15 protein-coding genes are annotated in these 17,304 nt (G+C 74.0%); 9 read left to right on the top strand and 6 right to left on the bottom strand.

The genetic code is table 11. The features are described 5' to 3' along the window. Positions 1-74: 74 nt before the first annotated feature. A complete protein-coding gene (locus ACFY0X_RS24165; RefSeq protein ID WP_387757424.1) occupies positions 75-728 on the top strand; it encodes a LysE family translocator in 654 nt (217 codons plus the stop codon). A gap of 104 nt (positions 729-832) precedes the next feature. Here the strand turns inward: ACFY0X_RS24165 and ACFY0X_RS24170 are convergent, their stop codons facing one another. Continuing rightward, on the bottom strand, positions 833-2,116 hold the full coding sequence (locus tag ACFY0X_RS24170) for a hypothetical protein (protein ID WP_387757425.1): 1,284 nt from the start codon (positions 2,114-2,116) through the stop codon (positions 833-835). Between the two features lie 351 nt (positions 2,117-2,467). On the opposite strand from ACFY0X_RS24170, the gene ACFY0X_RS24175 reads away from it, so the two are divergent. The 4 genes from ACFY0X_RS24175 (at position 2,468) to ACFY0X_RS24190 (ending at position 7,018) form a co-directional block, all read left to right on the top strand. After that, positions 2,468-3,205: a dienelactone hydrolase family protein gene (locus ACFY0X_RS24175; RefSeq protein ID WP_387757427.1), complete on the top strand. Its 738-nt coding sequence runs from the start codon at positions 2,468-2,470 to the stop codon at positions 3,203-3,205. A gap of 358 nt (positions 3,206-3,563) precedes the next feature. Next, a complete protein-coding gene (locus tag ACFY0X_RS24180; protein ID WP_387757429.1) occupies positions 3,564-4,826 on the top strand; it encodes a hypothetical protein in 1,263 nt (420 codons plus the stop codon). A 215-nt stretch (positions 4,827-5,041) separates the two neighbouring features. Beyond that, complete coding sequence (gene sph, locus ACFY0X_RS24185) at positions 5,042-6,019, top strand: sphingomyelin phosphodiesterase (RefSeq protein ID WP_387757431.1); 978 nt, start codon at positions 5,042-5,044, stop codon at positions 6,017-6,019. A gap of 153 nt (positions 6,020-6,172) precedes the next feature. After that, positions 6,173-7,018 carry a thioesterase family protein gene (locus tag ACFY0X_RS24190; RefSeq protein ID WP_387757433.1) on the top strand — a complete coding sequence of 282 codons (846 nt, stop codon included), beginning with the start codon at positions 6,173-6,175 and terminating at the stop codon, positions 7,016-7,018. 65 nt (positions 7,019-7,083) lie between these two features. On the opposite strand, the gene ACFY0X_RS24195 is transcribed toward ACFY0X_RS24190, so the two are convergent. Together ACFY0X_RS24195 and ACFY0X_RS24200 are read right to left on the bottom strand one after the other, a co-directional pair. Beyond that, positions 7,084-8,409, bottom strand: a complete 1,326-nt coding sequence (locus ACFY0X_RS24195) for a radical SAM protein (RefSeq protein WP_387757435.1) — start codon at positions 8,407-8,409, stop codon at positions 7,084-7,086. A 96-nt stretch (positions 8,410-8,505) separates the two neighbouring features. Continuing rightward, positions 8,506-8,892, bottom strand: coding sequence for a MerR family transcriptional regulator (locus ACFY0X_RS24200; protein WP_387757436.1), 387 nt, complete (start codon positions 8,890-8,892; stop codon positions 8,506-8,508). Between the two features lie 131 nt (positions 8,893-9,023). On the opposite strand from ACFY0X_RS24200, the gene ACFY0X_RS24205 reads away from it, so the two are divergent. Together ACFY0X_RS24205 and ACFY0X_RS24210 are read left to right on the top strand one after the other, a co-directional pair. After that, entirely contained in the window at positions 9,024-9,689 is a 666-nt protein-coding gene (locus ACFY0X_RS24205) for a class II aldolase/adducin family protein (RefSeq protein ID WP_387757438.1), read from the top strand. Then, positions 9,686-10,108, top strand: coding sequence for a carboxymuconolactone decarboxylase family protein (locus ACFY0X_RS24210; RefSeq protein ID WP_387757439.1), 423 nt, complete (start codon positions 9,686-9,688; stop codon positions 10,106-10,108). The genes ACFY0X_RS24205 and ACFY0X_RS24210 overlap by 4 nt, the downstream gene beginning before the upstream one ends. 10 nt (positions 10,109-10,118) lie before the next feature. On the opposite strand, the gene ACFY0X_RS24215 is transcribed toward ACFY0X_RS24210, so the two are convergent. Genes ACFY0X_RS24215 through ACFY0X_RS24225 form a run of 3 tightly spaced genes read right to left on the bottom strand, consistent with a single transcriptional unit; the run spans position 10,119 to position 14,185 of the window. Next, positions 10,119-11,777, bottom strand: coding sequence for a S41 family peptidase (locus tag ACFY0X_RS24215; RefSeq protein WP_387757441.1), 1,659 nt, complete (start codon positions 11,775-11,777; stop codon positions 10,119-10,121). A 30-nt stretch (positions 11,778-11,807) separates the two neighbouring features. Next, entirely contained in the window at positions 11,808-13,415 is a 1,608-nt protein-coding gene (locus ACFY0X_RS24220; protein WP_387757442.1) for a hypothetical protein, read from the bottom strand. Continuing rightward, a complete protein-coding gene (locus ACFY0X_RS24225; protein ID WP_387757444.1) occupies positions 13,415-14,185 on the bottom strand; it encodes a uracil-DNA glycosylase family protein in 771 nt (256 codons plus the stop codon). The genes ACFY0X_RS24220 and ACFY0X_RS24225 overlap by 1 nt, the downstream gene beginning before the upstream one ends. Positions 14,186-14,861: 676 nt before the next feature. On the opposite strand from ACFY0X_RS24225, the gene ACFY0X_RS24230 reads away from it, so the two are divergent. After that, positions 14,862-16,178 (top strand): family 2 encapsulin nanocompartment cargo protein terpene cyclase, encoded by a 1,317-nt coding sequence (locus ACFY0X_RS24230; protein ID WP_387757446.1) that lies wholly within the window; start codon positions 14,862-14,864, stop codon positions 16,176-16,178. Positions 16,179-16,262: 84 nt separating this feature from the next. After that, positions 16,263-17,141 (top strand): geranyl diphosphate 2-C-methyltransferase, encoded by an 879-nt coding sequence (locus tag ACFY0X_RS24235; RefSeq protein WP_387757447.1) that lies wholly within the window; start codon positions 16,263-16,265, stop codon positions 17,139-17,141. The last annotated feature ends 163 nt before the right edge of the window (positions 17,142-17,304 follow it).

Below are 17,304 nucleotides of genomic sequence, written 5' to 3' on the forward strand. Positions count from 1 at the left end.
GCATCAGCCCCGCTGATGCGCGGTGCAGCGGACCGCGTTGGACGCGATCGAGGCCGCGGCTACAGGATGGCCGCATGACCGTTTCCTCCGCCATCGTCTCCTTCGCCGTCGTGGCCGGCATGCTCACCGTCATGCCGGGACTGGACACCGCCCTGGTGCTGCGTTCCGCCATCACCCTCGGCAGGCGCCGGGCCTTCGCGACCGCGCTGGGGATCCTCTGCGGCGTACTGGTGTGGGGCGTGGCCGCGGCGGTCGGTGCCACCGCGGTGCTCACGGCCTCCCGCCTGCTGTACGACGTGCTGCGCCTGGCCGGTGCCGGGTACCTGGCGTGGCTGGGGATCGGCATGGTCCTCCGGACGCTCAAGGGGCGCGGCCGGTCCGGGCCGGGGGAGGCGGCGGGCGGAGCGGGAGCCACCACCGCGGAGGCGACCTGGGCACGGTCCTGGGCGCGCGGACTGGGCACCAGCCTGCTGAACCCGAAGAACGGCGTCTTCTACATGGCGATGCTGCCCCAGTTCATCCCCGACGGCGCCCCGCACCTGCTGATGGGCGTCGTGCTGGCGGCCGTGCACGACCTGGAGGGACTGGTCTGGTTCAGCGCGCTGATCTTCGGCACCCACCTTGTCCGCCGGTGGCTGAACCGCGGCTCGGTGCAGCGGGCCATCGACGCCGTCACCGGCACGGTACTCGTCGGCTTCGGCATCAAGCTGGCGCTCGGGAACGACTGACCGACGACCGACCACGGAGGCCGGCCTGCGCGGACGGCGGCGCGGGCCGGGAACGCGCGACCGGCCGACCGCGTCGCGCGCGGTCGGCCGGTCACGGGTGCGGGTCAGGCCCGGGGCGGGGTGTCCTCCTGGGCGATCTCCTTGATGTCCTCGTAGGTGAGGCCGGCCCGGTTGAAGGCACGCGCCTCGGTCTCGGTGACGCCGAGGCCGGCGAGCTCCTTGATCTGGGCGTCGGTCAGCGGCGGCGCCAGCGTGACGTCGTCCGTGTCCTCGGGGCCGAAGGCGTTCCCGGTGCCCGCGCTGCCCAGGCCGAGCACCGCGTCCGTCAGCTGCTCGTCGGTCACCTTGACGGCGTCGCCCGGCGCCTGGACGTTCGGCGCCGCCTGGTTGAAGGCCAGCTTCACCGGGAAGTTGACGCCCGGCTCGACCTTGTCGGCCAGCTGGGCCAGGTCGAAGGTGGCCGAGGAGAAGGCGCCGCCCTTCAGGTAGAGGTCGAGGCCGATCCGGCGGTCCGGCACGTCGCTCGGCGCCTGGTCCGGGAAGCCGCCCAGCTGCTTCGGGAACTTGGTCGACAGCGGCTTGACGGCCTTGTACATCTCGTCCACCAGCTGGCGGGCCGGGGCGCTGACCCAGAGGTGCTCGGTGCCGTCCTTCTTGCCCTTGTCCTCGTACGTGACGGTGCGGCCGAGCACGTCCTTGACCGAGTTGAGCAGCTGGTTGCCGAGCTCCGGGTCGACGCCCGGGGCGGCCTTCTTCCCGTCGGACTCCTTCGCCCTGTCCGCGAGCGACTGGAGGTCGAAGGAGACCCACTTGCCGGCCAGCACGTCCCCGACCGGCTTCAGCTTCTCGGGCAGGTCCTCGCGCATCTCGTCCACCACGGACGGGTCCTCGCCGACCAGCTTCACCAGGGCCTTGGCGTCGGCGTGCAGGTAGCCGGTGCCGTCGACCTGGCGGTACTCCAGCAGCGCGGTCCCGTTGCGGTCGGCGAGCAGGTAGGAGACGCGCACCGACTTGTCGAGCGTCAGGTCGGTGTTCCGGCCCGCCTTGCCGGCGTTCTTGAAGGCCTCGACGTCCTTGAGCGGCTTGTCGGCGGAGACCGCGACCGAGACGGAGAGGCCGGAGATCGCCTTGGCGGCCTTCTCGTCCATCTCGCGGCCGTTGCCGCGGGCCGAGCCGACCAGGCCCTTGCCGTGCTTGCCCTTGCCGCTCCGGGCGAACGCGGCCACCTGCTCGGGGGTGGCGTCGATGGAGAGGGTGAAGCCGGCCGACTTGCCGTTGCCGACCTTGTCGAAGGCCTTGGACACCTTCTGGGCGGCGGACAGCTGCTCGACGGTGCCGCAGGCGGCGAGACCGGTGGCGAGCACGGAGACGGTGACGGCGACGGGCATCGCCCCACGGGCGGCCTTGCGGATGGCGGTGTTGATGGTGCGACTCCTGTTGATGGGGCCCGCTCGGTGAAGCGGGCCGTTCCCTCCCCTGCGACGCGCAACGCCACAGTGCCTGCACATGTGATCACATTATCGGCAAGGGGTCACTCGCTTATTTGGCCGGGTCTTTAACCACATCGGCCAAAACCACGACCAAAAGTCCGGAATCTCCCCTCGGACAAGGGCACCAGGACCCCGGGGACGGGTCACGGGTATCGCGGGTCGCCGCCCTCGCCCGCGGACCGGCCGCCCGCTCTGCCGAGGGCTAAGTCCGGCCCGGACGGGGCCAGGCGGTCACTACAGTCCGATCCCATGACGACGGTTACCACGCGCACGGTCGAGTACCCGGCCGACGGACTGACGATGATCGGGCACCTGGCTCTCCCCGCCGGCGCCGGCCGCGGGCCCGCGGTCCTGATCGGGCCCGAGGGGCCCGGCCTGAGCGACGTCCTGCGCCGGAGGGCCGACGCGCTCGCCGAACTGGGTTACGTGGCACTGGCCTTCGACCTCCACGGCGGCCACTGGTTCACCGACCCGCAGGAGATGCTGGCACGGGTGATGCCGCTGCTCGACGACCCCGACCGGATGCGGGGCATCGGCCGGGCGGCGCTCGACGTGCTGCTCGCCGAGCCGCGGACCGACCCAGGGCGGATCGCCGCCATCGGCTACGGCACCGGCGGCGCGATCGCGGTCGAACTCGGGCGCGCCGGTGTCGACCTGCGGGCGATCGGGACGGTCAACGGCCTGACCACGGGCCGACCGGGCGAGGCGGCGCGGATCCGGTGCCCCGTGTGGGCCGGGGTCGGCTCGGAGGACCCGATCATGCCGGCCGAGCGGCGGGACGCCTTCGCCGCCGAGATGCAGGCGGCGGGCGTCGACTGGCGCCTCGTCGTCTACGGCGGGGCCCAGCACGCCTTCCACCACCCGACGGTCGGCCACGCCGTGCTGCCCGGAGTGGGCCACCACCCGCGGCAGGCCGAGCGGGCCTGGCGCGACATCGTCGGCCTGCTCGCCGAGTGCCTGCCCGTGGACCCGCCCGTGGCGGTCTGAGCCCGCCCCTTCGGAGTCGGACCGGGCGGCCCTGTGCGGCCCCGGAACGGTCCGGAGCCGTACGGGAGCCCGGGGCTGCATGGTGCCGACGCTCTCGGAGCCGTTCGGCCCGTCGGACAACGCCCGGCCGCTGCCCACGAGTCCGTTCATGCGGATCTCGAGTTGCGCGTCCTCGGATGTTCCGGGCCGAGCCGAGCCGAGCCGGGCCGAGCCGGGTCGACCCGTGTGGGCGGTGCGGGCGTTCCGTGTGCGGGAGTTGGCGAGATCGTGCCCGTCCCGGGGCGGCCGGGTTGACCTTGGCCGCGACCGGGCGGTTGGCTCGGCCGGAAGGACGGGGAATCCAAGGGGAGGGGAGCCCATGAGGACGACGACGGTACGGGTGGTCTGCGCGCTGGCGGCCGTGCTGCTGGCGGGCACCGGAGCACCGGCGGCGCAGGCCGCGCCCGCGCCCGCGGCGGGCGGCGGAGGCCCGGTGCCGGTGAACGTGAGCCCCGACGGCGCGCCCGCCGACGACTGGTCCGAGCCGCTCGGGCTGAGCGCCGACGGCCGCTACGCCCTGTTCACCTCGCTGGCCTCGAACCTGGTGGCCGGCGACACCAACCGCCTCTACGACGTCTTCGTCCGCGACCTGTGGACGCGGCGGACCGAGCGGGTGAGCGTCGCCGACGACGGCTCCCAACTCGACGGCTCCAGCAGCCAGGCGGCGATCAGCGCCGACGGCCGGTACGTCGCCTTCAGCAGCGACGCCGCCGACGCCGTCCCCGGGAACGCCGGCGGCCGCACCGACGTCTACGTCCGCGACCGCCGCACCGGCCGCACCGAGCTGCTCACCGCCGGAAGCGGCGCAGGCAACTCCGTCAGCCCGGCGATCAGCGCCGACGGCCGCTACGTCGCCTACTCCTCGGACCGCGCCGACCTCGCCCCCGGGGCCGGGGCGGGCACCGCCAACGTCTACCTGACGGACCGCCGGACCGGCACCACCCGCCTGGTCACCGCCGGGCAGGGCGGCGCCCCCGCCGACGGCGGCTCGGTCGAGCCCTCGCTCAGCGCCGACGGCCGGACCGTCGCCTTCCGGTCGAAGGCGGCCAACCTGCTGCCGCCCGCGCCGACGGCCCTGAAGCCGCCGCCCACCCGGCAGCTGTTCCCGCTCTACGTGTACGACGCCCGCACCGGGCGGATCGAGGGCGCGAGCACCGACGGGAGCGGTGCCCTGCGCGACGCGGCACGCCAGGGGCGGCTGAGCCCCGACGGCCGGTACGCGCTGTTCCGGGTGTTCCAGCCGGACCAGGGCGCCACCCGCGTCGCGCTCCACGCCCGCGACCTGCGCACCGGGACGGTCACCGAGGTTGCCCCCGCCGGCACCCAGCCGGCCGCTGTGACGGCGGACGACCGCTGGGTCTACTTCGCCTCGGACGACGCCGCTCTGGTGCCCGACGACACCAACGGCGCCGCGGACCTCTTCCGGCGGGACCTGCGGACCGGCCGGACCGAGCGGGTCGCCGAGGCCGTCGGCCCGGCGTCCACCGCGCCCGCCGTGGACGCGTTCGGCACCACCGTGCTGTACGGCGCCCTGGACGGCACCCGCGCCGACGTCCTGGTGCGCCGCCTGCCGCCCCGCTGACCGGCCGCGGCTCCCGGATCCCGCGGGGTGCGGCGCGCCGCGACCGGGGCGCGGCCGGTCGGCCGGTGACCAACCGTCAGGCCCGCGGCGACGGAGTTACCGACGAGTTCACCGAATGCTCGCCCGATGTCTTGCGGACGGTGTCGAGAGCCAAGTTGGATACACAACATCCCTCGACCCGACGGGTCCACGACAACGCCCCCCACGGAGGCCCGATGCCCCTGTCGTCCGTCCGCCGCGCCCTGGCCGCCGGCGCCGCCGCCACCGTCCTCGCCGTGCTCGGCGCCGCCCCGGCCTCGGCCGGGAGCGCCCCGGCGACCGCGCCCCCGCTCGACGTGCTGACCTACAACACGTTCCTGATGAGCACCTCGCTCTACCCCAACTGGGGCCAGCAGTACCGCGCGCAGGCCATCGCCTCGGCGGACTTCTTCCAGGGCCACGACGTGGTCGTGCTGGAGGAGGCCTTCGACAACGCGGCCTCCGACGCGCTGATCACCAAGGCCTCGGCCGGGTACCCGTACCACACGCCGGTGGTCGGCCGCTCGACCGGCGGCTGGGACGCCACCTCCGGCAGCTTCAGCTCCACCACCCCCGAGGACGGCGGCGTCACCCTGCTCAGCAAGTGGCCGATCCTGCGCAAGGAGCAGTACGTCTTCAAGGACGCCTGCGGCTCGGACTGGTTCTCCAACAAGGGCTTCGCCTACGCGGTGCTGGATGTGAACGGCCGCCGCACCCACGTGGTCGGCACCCACCTGCAGTCCACCGACTCGGGCTGCGCGAGCGGCCAGGCGGCGGACATCCGGGCCAAGCAGCTCACCGCGATGCGCTCCTTCCTGGACGCCAAGCGGATCCCGGCCGACGAGCCGGTCCTGGTCGCGGGCGACCTCAACATCGACTCGCACGGCTCCGAGTACCAGGCGCTGCTGACCAACGGCAACCTCGCCCCGGCCTCCGAGCGCACCGGCTGGCCGTACTCCTTCGACACCGTCGACAACTCCGTCGCCGCCTACCGCTACCCGGGCGAGCCCAGGGAGGACCTGGACTACGTCCTCTACCGGGCCGACCACGCCCGCCCGCAGCAGTACACCAACCAGGTGGTCCGGACGCACAGCGCGCCCTGGACGGTGAGCAGTTGGGGCAAGAGCTACACCTACACCGACCTGTCCGACCACTACCCGCTGGCCGCGCGCTGACGGCCCGGATCCTCTGGGGGTGTGGGATGCGTCACCCGTGACGCCCCGCAGGCCGTTCGGCCCCTTACGATCCTGAACGCCGAGGTCGGGCGCCGTCGTACCACGGCGGCGCCCCGCCCGGCAGCCAGCGATCCGGCCCGAGGAGAAGCGCACGTGACCACCCCCACCACCGCGCCCGACAGCTACTACCAGCGCACCGGCGAGAACAGCTACAAGCCCACCGCGCAGGCGCAGGGCGCCTGGCACCCCGACGAGCAGCACTTCAGCCCGCTCGGCGGGCTGATCGTGCACGCCATCGACCGCTACCGGGCCGACCGCCACCGGGCCGACCAGCAGCGGGCCGACCAGCGGTCCGACCGTCCCGCCGACGGGCTGGCGCTGGCCCGGATCAGCTACGACATACTCGGCCTGATCGCCCTCGACGAGTTCGAGATCACCGTGGAGACCGTCCGCCCCGGCCGCACCATCGAGCTGGTCGAGGCGACCGTGGTGGTCGGCGGGCGCGCCGTGGTCCGGGCCCGCGCCTGGTTCCTCGCCCAGCTGGACACCGCCGCCGTCGCCGGCACCCACGACGAGCCGTTGCCCGCGCCCGAGGAGTTCGAGCCCTGGGCGATGGACGGGGTGTGGGGCGGCGGCTACATCTCCTCCGTCGACGTCCGCCACCGGGTGACGGCCCCCGGCCGCGCCGCCGCCTGGATCTCCACCCCGGTCGAGCTGGTCGCGGGGGAGCCCAGCGGCCCGCACGCCTCCTTCGTCATGCTGGTGGACACCGCCAACGGCATCGCCGTGCGGCAGGACCCCACCGAGTGGATGTTCCCCAACACCGACCTGACGATCCACTTCCACCGCCGCCCCGAGGGCCGTTGGACCGGCCTGGACACCAGCGTCAGCTTCGGCCCGGCCGGGCACGGCGTCACCAGCACCGTGCTGCACGACGTCCACGGACCGGTGGGCCGGGCCGAGCAGATCCTCACCGTCCGCCCGCTGAACGGGAGCTGACGGGTACGGGGCGGAGCCGGGGCGGCGCGGAGGCGGGCCTCGCGCCGCCCGAGGCCTCAGGGGCCTCAGCCGGTCAGCGAGTCCATGAAGGAGCTCACCGAGAAGACCGCCTGCCCCGGCCCGGCCGGCCCGTAGCCGGGCGGGGAGGAGAGGCCGAACTCCTCCAGGGTCGCCCGGTAGGTCCGCAGCAGCCGGATGTGGTACTCCAGCGGAGCGCCGTGCGGGTTGGCCTTGCCGAGCGGGGTGGTCGGCTCGGGGCACCAGGTGGTGAAGCGCGGCACCACGCCGTGGGACATGAAGAAGCGCAGGCCCTCCTCGGTGGACGCGATCGCCTCGTCGACCGTGGTGAAGCCGAAGGGCTCGGCCATCTCCACGCCCGCGACGAAGTTGGGGATCACGTTCTCCGGGCCGAACACCTCGGTGGAGTCGAGGATCCGGCGGTGCCACTCGTCCCGGCCGACGTAGCGCTCCTTGCCCGGGCAGTACAGCTCGAACAGCCGCTTGTCCCACACCTCGAAGTTGGGGTGGTAGATCCGCACCCCGTAGTCGTGGAAGCGCTGGACGTCCTCGCGCGGCAGCGCCTGGGCCACCACCTTGCCGATCCAGCGCCCGGGGAAGCGCTCCTCGATGGCCTTGGCGTACTGCCCGTAGAAGTCGGCCTCGTCCCGGCCGCCGACGTGCGAGGTGATCGCCCCGCCGGTGAGGGTGTACGCCTGGGAGGCGCGGGCGGTGTCGTGCTCGTCGATCAGCGCGAGCGCCTCCAGCACCTCCTCGACCGGCTTGACCCCGGTGTACGGGCGGCCGGCGGCCTTGTGCTGGCGCCAGTTGTGGTTGATGTCGCAGTACTGGCACTCCTCCTTGGCGCCGAAGTACTGGCAGACCCGGAACACCGTGAGGTAGATCAGGTAGCCCCACTGGATGGTCGGGGCGACCTCCATCACCGACTTGCCGTTGGCCAGCGTGTGCCGGTAGTAGTCCGGCATCGGCGGCAGCCCGACGTCGGCGATCCGGGCGCCGTCCAGGTAGAGGCCGAGCGTGCCGTCCTCGCCCGCGCCGACCCGGTACGGCGAGTCCGGGTTCACCCGCACCGACACCACCGTGCGGCGCAGCCCGTACGGCCCGCCGGTCAGCACGACCTCCTCCGGCGGCCGGTTGAGCGCGGCGGCGCCCAGTTCGGGCAGGGTGCGGTGGTCGAAGGAGAAGATGAAGTACGACTTCGGCTTGACCTCGCCGCCCCCGTCGGCACCGGCGCTGCCGCTGAGCGCGGACTCGTCGAAGGCCATGCCGCCGCGCAGCAGGTCCTCCTTGATCACCGCCTCGCGGGGCACGTCGGGATAGCGCTCCATGAGCTCCTCGACGAGTGCGGTGCGGCTGCGGGCCTGGCTCTCCATGCGCTGGTCTTCCTTCCTGGCACCGTCCTCACGGCGCCCAGCCCATTCTGGTCCCCCTTACGCGGCCGGTCGCGCACCGGTGTCCGCCGGAGACGGTCACCCCGTCGGACCGGGGGACCGCCACGCCGCCATCTGCTGTCGGAACTTCGGACAGTCGACGATGTCCTCCTCGCCGCACCTGAGGGCGTGGACCAGGAGCTGTTCGGCGTGGTCGAGATCGACCACGCGCTGCCGGAGCTCGGTGATCTTGGCGCGGATCATGGTCTCCCGGCGCGGCTGCTCCCGCTGGAACTCGCGGATCTCGGCCAGGCTCAGCCCGGCCTGCTGGCACGTGCGCAGCACCGTGATCCGCGCGGCGGCCTCGGGCGGGTAGCGCCGCTGCCCGCTCTCGCGCTCGGGCGTGGGGAGCAGTCCGTGGCGCTCCCAGTACCGGATGGCCGACGCGGGTACCCCGGTGATCTCGGCAAGTCGGCCGATCGTCATGCGCACGGTTCCGCTTCCCCGCTCCTCGTCGATCCGGGCGTTTGACTTGAACCTTAGTTCAAGCAGCAGAGTGGTCGGCACCTGGACGGCGGCGAACGGAAGCCGCCGGCAGCACACTTGGGGAGACCGCCATGACCGACAGGAACGTACGGGAAGAGCGCGCCGAGCAGTTGGTGGAGGCCGCGGAGAACCTGTTCGCGGCCGGGGTGATGTCCCACTCCGGGCACGCCAACCTGAGCGCCCGGCTCGACGGCGAGCGCCTCCTGCTGACGCCGGGGTTCGTCCGCGGCCTGAGGCCCGGACAGCTGGCGACCGTGGGATTCGACGGGCGGGTCCTCGACGGCGAGCTGCGGTCCGTCAGCGCCGAGATCATCGCCATGCACACGGCCGTGTACGAGGCCCGGCCCCACGTGGGCGCGATCATCCACACCCACTCGCCCGCCGCGACCGCCTTCGCCGTGGCCCACCGGCCGCTGCCCTGCCGCACGGAGCCGATGCTGCGCTTCGGACAGGCCGAGGAGGTCCCCGTGGTCCCCTGGGGGCCCCGCGGGTCGGACGTGTCGGTGCGCGGCATCGCGGACGTGCTGCGCCGGCGTCCGACGACGGCGGCCGTCCTCCTGGCCAACCACGGCCTCCTGGTGTTCGGCCCGGACTCCGCGGCCGCCGCCCACCTCGTGGTGGCGATCGAGGAGAGCGCCGAGGCCGAGATCGCCGCCGCGGCGATCGGCGGGGCCGTCGACTTCCCCCCGGGTGCCCAGGAGGCCGTGCGCGCCTCGATCGCGCGGGTCGCGTCATGACGGACGACACCCTGGACGCGCGTACGGAGGCCGTCCGCGACCGCTACCGCTCCACCCTCGGGACCGTCCCCGGCGGGGTGCGGGAACGGCTGCGCCTGGCCCGGGAGTTCGACCGGCTGCCGACCGAGGAGGCGATCGCGGAACTGCGGCACATCGTGCTGACCGACAGCCCGCTGGGAGCGCGGGTGCAGCAGCTCGTCCACTTCGGCCAGCTGCTGGCCCTCGGCCGGGAACACCCCGCCCGGATCCACGCCCGGGGAGCGCTCCACGCCGGAGCCGGTGTCGCCGACCTCATCGGTGTCGCCGAGACCGCGCTCATCACCGCGGGCGTGCCGGCGTACGCACTCGGCACCGAGATCGTCGCCGAGCTCGTGGCCCGGGAGGGCTCCGACGCCCGGGAGGACGCCGACGAGGAGTGAGGCCGGACGGTCATCCGCCGGACCGGCCCCGGCGTCCGTCCAGCAGCGCGGCCGCGGCGGCCAGCAGGTCCTCGTTGTGGCCGAGGACGTCGCGCCTGGTCAGCCGGTGCAGCGGGTCGGCCGCGACGCCGAAGTCCTCCAGCGGGACGCCGATGCTCGCCCCGGCCCGGGTGGCGCGGCGCAGGGCGACGCGGAACCCGGCCCCGCGCGGCAGGGCGGGCAGCAGTTCGGGCAGCCAGACGCTCAGCAGGTCGTAGGTCCAGACGTTGGCGCCGCCGGCGCCGGTGCTCGCGGCGGTCCCGAGCACCGCTCCGGCCCCGCCGTCCGCGTCGTCGTCCGTCCCGCCGCCCGCTCCGCCGTCCGTCAGCACGCCCGCCCGGTTGTCCGCGAACCCGGCGGCGAAGATGTCGGCGGCCGAGTACGTCAGGGCGTCGACGACCAGCACCTTCGGCCCCGCGTAGTGCGGCAGCCCCTCGGCGACCGCGTCGGGGTCGGTGAGCGGGAACGCCTGGGAGTACGGTTCGCCGGTCTCCACGGCGTCCCGGATCGAGGCGGTCCACCGGCGGAAGGCCGGGTTGGCGCGGACCAGGGCGAGCGCGGCCCGGGTGGTCGGCAGCGAGAACCGCACCGGGGCGACGGGGCCCGCGCTGAGCACCCGCAACGCGGCCTCGGCGGCCAGGATGTTGCCGCCGGGGTTGCCGCGGACGTCCACGACCAGCCCCTCGGCCGGAGCCTTCGCCGCGATCACGGCCACCTGCTCGGCGAACCGCCGCGCGCTCGCGACGTTGAAGGAGAAGATCCGCAGGTACCCGTACGGCCGCGCGCGGGCCCGCGAGTAGGCCAGGACGTCACGCGGCGCCCGCGCCACCGACCTCCGGGCCGACTCCGGGGCGAACAGCGCGCGCTTGGCCTGGCGGGTGGCCTCGTTGCCGGCGTCGATGCCGAGGTGGGCGCCGAACGTGGGCACCGGGTCCTGGTCCCGTCCCCGGTACCGCTCCGCGGCGCGCACCCGCCACGGCACCCGGGTCTCGCGCGTCCGACCCTCGGGCGTGCGGTAGGTCAGCAGCACCCAGCGCTCGTCGGGCGGTGGAGCGGTCCGCAGCGGGCGCAGCGTCAGCGACTCCAGCCCCCGGGCCAGGCGGGCGTCGGGGCTGCAGCCCGCCTGCGCGGCCGTGCCGCGCTCGACGGCGCGCTCCACCGGGACCCCGTTCCACAGCTCCAGCTCGACGCCGGCGTCGAAGTCCGCGTGCCGCAGCGAGTCGTCGATCCGGGAGACGAGGTGGTGCGGCGTCCCGTCCTCGTCCTGGTAGCGCTCGACGAGGAAGCCGAGCACCGCCACCTGGCCCCGGTAGGGGGCGGGCAGCTGGTAGACGGTGTGCAGGTCGCGCAGGTCCCGGAAGACGGCGGCGAGCTCGGCGTGGAACTGCAGCTCGCTGAGCGCGGGCACGCGCCGCTCCAGCAGGCGCAGGCGTTGGACCGGGTCGGTGGCGTACCGGGCGCGCTTGAGCGGGAGGTGGACGTACAGCTCCTCGACCAGGACGCGGGCGGCGGCCACCAGCCGGTAGCGGTCGGCGAGCGGCAGCGGGTCGGTGGCGACCCGGTCCATGAACTCCTCGATGCCGATCGAGTCCGGCAGGGGACGGGCCGGGCCGGTGACCCGCGGGCTCACGGCCGTCCCTCGCTCACGCCCGTCCCGTCCTCACCCGTAGTAGTCCCCGAGCCGCCGCAGCTCCGGTATCCCGGTGCGGTCCACGGCGGCGAGGAACGCGGCGTCGTGGGTCAGCGCGTCCAGCGGGGGGATGACCAGGCCGGCCGGGACGTCGTCGGTGCCGGCGAGGGCCGTCGCGTCGCCCTCGGGCATGTCGCCGAAGAGGGCGAGCGGTGCTTCGGGGTCGTCGAGCGGGCCGCCCCACGCTGCGAGCGCGTTCTGGGCCTCGCGCCAGGCGGCCCGCGGGTCCCGGCGGACCTTCTCCAGCGCCCGCTTGACGGCGGGCCAGTCCGGCGCGGCGCCAGCCGCCCCGCCCCCACCGGGCGCGCCCGGCCGCCGCACCGCCACCCGCCGCCGGATGCCGTCCGCCGGCTCGATCGGGTCGGTGTCCGTCGCCCCGGCGGCGGTCATCAGCGGCGCGGTCCCGTACCGCGGCACTCCCCGGGCGACCACCAGCAGGACGTGCCGTTCGGTCGCGTCGACGAGGTTGCGGTACGCGTCCTGGTCGGGTTCGTGGCGTTCGAGCACCAGCAGGTCGGCGGCGCTGCCCGCGGCCAGCCGTCCCACCTGCGGCCCCCAGGCGGTGGCGAGCGCGTCGCCGGGGTTCGCGGTGACCATGTCGCACAGGCCGCGGTCGTCGAAGTGGCCGCCGAGCTCGTGGCGGTTGATGCCGTCGGCGACCTTGAGCTCGCCGAGCACGTGCTTGGTCCCGGACGGCGACCAGTCGGAGCCGAGTGCGATCCGCAGCCCCTGCGCGGTCGCCGCGACCACGTCCGTCGTCTGGTGGTAGAGCCAGAGGTTGGAGAACGGCGACCACACCACGGTGCCCCGCTCGGCCGGGTCGATCCCCGTCACCCGCTGCTGCCAGGTGGCGAACTCGGCGTCGGTGAGCGCGGTGGCGTGCACGCAGACCAGGCCCGGCTTCAGGCAGGAGTCGAGGTCCGTGAACTCGCGGTGGACCAGCGGCGCCTTCCCCGGCGGGGGCGGCACCTCGGCGCGCTGCCCCTCCGCGACGTGGTAGATCAGCACCCGGCTGCCGTCGAGGTCGTCCGCGAGGCTCCGCAACTGCTCGACGTCCCGCTGGAGCGCGGCGGTCAGCACCATGTCGCGGCCCGCCGGCAGCTTCTCGACGTCCACGATCCGCACCGGCCCGCCGTCGATCGGGCGGGTCGCGCGCGGCGCGCCCTGGACCGAGGTGCTCCCGCCGACCAGCGCCTTGACCGCGATGTACGTGAGCAGCGCCTCCGGCGCGGCGGTGCCGAGGACCTTGGCGGGCCAGGAGACCGCCGTGGCGTAGTCCGGCGGGCGCTTCTCGTCCACCCAGCGGTCGTGGTGCCGGTACGGGACGCCGACCGCCTCCCAGAGCGGCAGGGTGTTGTACTGCAGGTGGCCGTGGAGGTCGACCAGGCCGGGCAGGACCAGCGCGCCCGTGCCGACCAGGTCGACGACCGGGGCGGCGGAGAACCCGGTGGGCGGTGCCTGCCCAGCAGGCTGCACCGCGCCGAGGCGGCCGTCGTCACCGACGTACACCGCGCCGGGGTCGAGGATCCGGTGCTCGTCGTCGAAGGTGACGACGGTGCCGCGCAGGACGAGTGCCATCAGCCCGGGGCCTTCCAGATCAGGGTGTGCCCGTCGTCCGGGGACGGGCGGCTGACCGAGGTCGGCACCTCGCCGCCCTGCGCCCGCACCCAGGCGTCGTCGCCCAGGAACGCCGGTGCGCCGAACGGCAGGTCGCCCCGGGGGATCGGGCGGTAGTCGCTCTCCTGGAAGGCGGCGCCGTAGTCGGGGCCGGTGTTGTCACCGTCGTCGTCCGGCGTGACGACCGCGCGCAGCGTGGTGACCGCCGCGCGCCAGCCGTCGAGCAGCGCCACCGGGTCGTGGCTCGTCGGGTGGGGCACCCGCACGAGCACCGCCTGCTGCGGCCGGGCGGTCCAGAGCCGCACCGCCTCCTGGGCCATGAACCCCATCGCGACGACGGCCTGCAGCGCCGGGCCGGTCGCGGTGCTGTAGACCTCGTTGCGCCACTGGGTCTGCGCGGGCTCGCGGAGCCGCTCCTTCATCGCCGTGGCACGGGACGGACGGACCGCGTACGCCCATGCGTTGAGGCAGACGTACGACCGGGTCAGGCCCAGCTTGGCGAGGAAGCCCTGCACCCGCTGCCCGGCGTTGCCGACCAGGCTGCGCCCGGCGATCCGCTCGGTCGGCCCGGGGTCGGAGGCGACGACCAGGACCCGCGCCGACCCGTCGACCCGGCCCCGGTGGAAGACCGGCCCCCAGTCGGACCAGAACGCCGTTTCGTCGGGCGGATCGGGCACCCGCGCGCACAGCTCCGCGAAGGCGTCCGTCGGCCCCCGGTCGAACTCGGCCATCGGTCACCACCTCACTCACCGGTGGCCACCCGGGCGCCGGCGCTCACGGACCGTGGCGGCACCGTGGGCCGCCGGGACGGTACCGGGGCGGGTCGGCCGTTCCGGTGTCCCTTCCAGCGCACCACACCGCCCCCACCTCCGCAAAAGCGGGCCGGGGCGCCCGGTCCGGCACGGGAGGCCGGCCGGGGCGGCCTCCTGCGCCGGTCGGGTCGGACGCTCGGGCGACGTGCGGACGCGACACCCGGCGGGCGGCCACCGGTCAGGGGATTCGCGGTCGAACAGCCTCCGCCGCGGAGGCGGGAACGCCGTCGACCGGATCGGGACACGGGTGCTGCTCACCGGGTTGACGCGCCGGGCGGGTGGAGCGGTCCGGTCGGTTCGCGCTCGGAGCGCCAACCAGCGGGACAGGCCGAAGCACGGCCGCGGCTTGTCCAAACACCGTCAGCATGAACGTTCACCCTATCGGGTGAGGAAGATCGTCCGTTGCGATATGGAACGCGCCTTCGCGCCTACGGTGGGGAACCGAGCGAGACGGGGCCCGCGGCCGGAGTTCCCGTCCGAGACGGGCGAGATGACGGCCCGTCATATTGTGCGATCCCTTCAGAGGAGGCTCCATGCCCCTGCGTGCCAGACCGGACACCGCATCCGGGCCCGTCACCGTCCCGGTGGTGGGCCCATGAGCTCCCCGGCGATCGACCGGGTCCTGCGCGGGCCCAGCGGACTGGGCACCTCCGGGCTGCAGTTCCGGCCGCGGGTGCCGGCGCCCGAGGCTGCGGTGTACGAGGCCGCGGTGTACGAGGTGTCGGCTGTGGAGACCTCGGTGCCCGACGCCCCGGTGGTCAGGCCCTCGGGGCCGGAGGCCGCGGCGCCCGCGGCCGTGCTGACCGAGACCCCCGGGTTCCGGGCGCCGTCCGTCCCCGTCCTCCCCTTCCCGGCCGCCGTGGCCCCGGCCGCGGTGGCCACGTCCACCGGGGGCTCGGCCGCCGGGGCGCCCGGGGGCGGCAAGCCCAGGAGCGGCGACCCCGTCCCCGGCCTCTACCACCACCCGGTCGCCGAGCCCGACCCGGTGCGGGTGGAGGCGTTGAGCGCCAAGCTCAAGGTCTGGGCGATGGAGGAGATCGAGCTCTACCCGCCGGAGTGGGAGAAGGACTTCGACGGCTTCTCCACCGGGCGCTACATGGTGGCCTGCCACCCGGACGCGCCGAGCGTCGACCACCTGATGCTCGCGGCCCGCCTGATGGTGGCCGAGAACGCGGTGGACGACTGCTACTGCGAGGACCTCGGCGGTTCGCCGATCGGCCTGGGCAGCCGCCTGCTGCTCGCGCACACCGCGCTCGACCCGCTGCACACCACGCCGGAGTACCAACCGGCCTGGGAGGCCTCGCTGTCCTCGGACGCGCCCCAGCGCGCCTACCACTCCGCGATGGAGTACTTCACCCGGGCCGCCACGCCGTCCCAGTCGGACCGGTTCCGGCACGACATGGCGCGGTTGCACCTCGGGTACCTGGCCGAGGCCGCCTGGGACCAGGCGGACCACGTCCCGGAGGTGTGGGAGTACCTGGCCATGCGCCAGTTCAACAACTTCCGCCCCTGCCCGACGATCACGGACACCGTCGGAGCCTACGAGCTGCCCGCCGAGCTGCACGCGCTGCCCGCGACGCAGCGGGTGATCGCCCTGGCCTCCAACGCGACCACCATCGTCAACGACCTGTACTCGTACACGAAGGAGCTGTCCAGCCCCGGACTGCACCTGAACCTGCCGGTGGTGATCTCCGAGCGCGAGGGCGTCTCCCGCAAGGAGGGCTACCTGAAGGCGGTCGAGGTCCACAACGAGCTGATGCTGGCCTTCGAGGCCGAGGCGGCGGCCCTGGCCGTGGCCTGCCCGGTGCCGACGCTGGCACGGTTCCTGCGCGGCGTGGCCGCGTGGGTCGACGGCAACCACTACTGGCACCAGACCAACACCTACCGCTACACCCTGCCGGACTTCTGGTGACACCACCCGTCGCCGGCGGCGCCTTCCCCTTGACGACCGATCCCTTGACGACCGATCCCTTGACCATCCGCTAGGAGCTGACCCATGTCCGTGACCGACGACATCACCACCCCCGGCAACGCCATCCCCGGCCCGGCCACCCCGTACCAGGGCGACATCGCACGCTACTGGGACCACGAGGCCCGTCCGGTCAACCTCCGCCTGGGTGACGTCGACGGCCTCTACCACCACCACTACGGCATCGGTGCGGTCGACCAGGCCGCGATCGGCGACCCGGCCGACAGCGAGCGAGAGAAGAAGGTGATCGCCGAGCTGCACCGCCTGGAGTCCGCCCAGGCCGAGGTACTGCTCGACCACCTCGGCGACATCCGTGCCGACCGGACCCTGGTCGACGCGGGCTGCGGCCGCGGCGGCTCGATGGTGATGGCCCACCAGCGCTTCGGCTGCCGGGTCGAGGGCCTGACCCTCTCCACCCAGCAGGCGGAGTTCGGCAACAAGCGCGCCGCCGAGCTGGGCATCGGCGACTTCGTCCGCTCCCGGGTCGCCAACATGCTGAACATGCCGATCGAGACCGGTACGGTCGCGGGTTCCTGGAACAACGAGTCCAGCATGTACGTCGACCTGCACGACCTGTTCGCCGAGCACGCCCGGGTGCTGAGCGTCGGCGGTCGGTACGTGACCATCACCGGCTGCTGGAACCCGCGCTACGGCCAGCCGTCGAAGTGGGTGTCGCAGATCAACGCCCACTTCGAGTGCAACATCCACTCCCGCCGGGAGTACCTGCGGGCGATGGCCGACAACCGCCTGGTGCCGCAGGCCGTCATCGACCTGACCCCGGACACCCTGCCCTACTGGGAGCTGCGGAACACCACCTCGCTGGTGACCGGCATCGAGGAGGCGTTCATCGAGTCCTACAAGGACGGCTCCTTCCAGTACGTGCTGATCGCGGCCGACCGGGTCTGATCCGGCGGTCCGGACCGGGCTCGCCCCGGTCCGGTGGTGCGGAACCACGACGGCGGGCCCCCCCCGGGGGGGGGGGGGCCCCCGGCGGCCGGGCCGCGCCCGCCCCGCCGGGCCTGGCGGGCACCCCGCCGGAGGCGGGGCGGGCGGGGGCCCGCGCCCGGCC

It is taken from the genome of Kitasatospora sp. NPDC001547 (assembly GCF_042894165.1).
Lineage (GTDB): Bacteria > Actinomycetota > Actinomycetes > Streptomycetales > Streptomycetaceae > Kitasatospora.

Coding starts and splice junctions, on each gene's coding strand:
- ACFY0X_RS24175 (WP_387757427.1), top strand. CDS start 2,468: ATGACGACGGTTACCACGCGCACGGTCGAGTACCCGGCCGACGGACTG.
- ACFY0X_RS24220 (WP_387757442.1), bottom strand. CDS start 13,415: ATGGCACTCGTCCTGCGCGGCACCGTCGTCACCTTCGACGACGAGCAC.
- ACFY0X_RS24205 (WP_387757438.1), top strand. CDS start 9,024: ATGACCGACAGGAACGTACGGGAAGAGCGCGCCGAGCAGTTGGTGGAG.
- ACFY0X_RS24230 (WP_387757446.1), top strand. CDS start 14,862: ATGAGCTCCCCGGCGATCGACCGGGTCCTGCGCGGGCCCAGCGGACTG.
- ACFY0X_RS24195 (WP_387757435.1), bottom strand. CDS start 8,409: ATGGAGAGCCAGGCCCGCAGCCGCACCGCACTCGTCGAGGAGCTCATG.
- ACFY0X_RS24180 (WP_387757429.1), top strand. CDS start 3,564: ATGAGGACGACGACGGTACGGGTGGTCTGCGCGCTGGCGGCCGTGCTG.
- ACFY0X_RS24200 (WP_387757436.1), bottom strand. CDS start 8,892: ATGACGATCGGCCGACTTGCCGAGATCACCGGGGTACCCGCGTCGGCC.
- ACFY0X_RS24210 (WP_387757439.1), top strand. CDS start 9,686: ATGACGGACGACACCCTGGACGCGCGTACGGAGGCCGTCCGCGACCGC.
- ACFY0X_RS24235 (WP_387757447.1), top strand. CDS start 16,263: ATGTCCGTGACCGACGACATCACCACCCCCGGCAACGCCATCCCCGGC.
- ACFY0X_RS24170 (WP_387757425.1), bottom strand. CDS start 2,116: ATGCCCGTCGCCGTCACCGTCTCCGTGCTCGCCACCGGTCTCGCCGCC.
- sph (WP_387757431.1), top strand. CDS start 5,042: ATGCCCCTGTCGTCCGTCCGCCGCGCCCTGGCCGCCGGCGCCGCCGCC.
- ACFY0X_RS24225 (WP_387757444.1), bottom strand. CDS start 14,185: ATGGCCGAGTTCGACCGGGGGCCGACGGACGCCTTCGCGGAGCTGTGC.
- ACFY0X_RS24165 (WP_387757424.1), top strand. CDS start 75: ATGACCGTTTCCTCCGCCATCGTCTCCTTCGCCGTCGTGGCCGGCATG.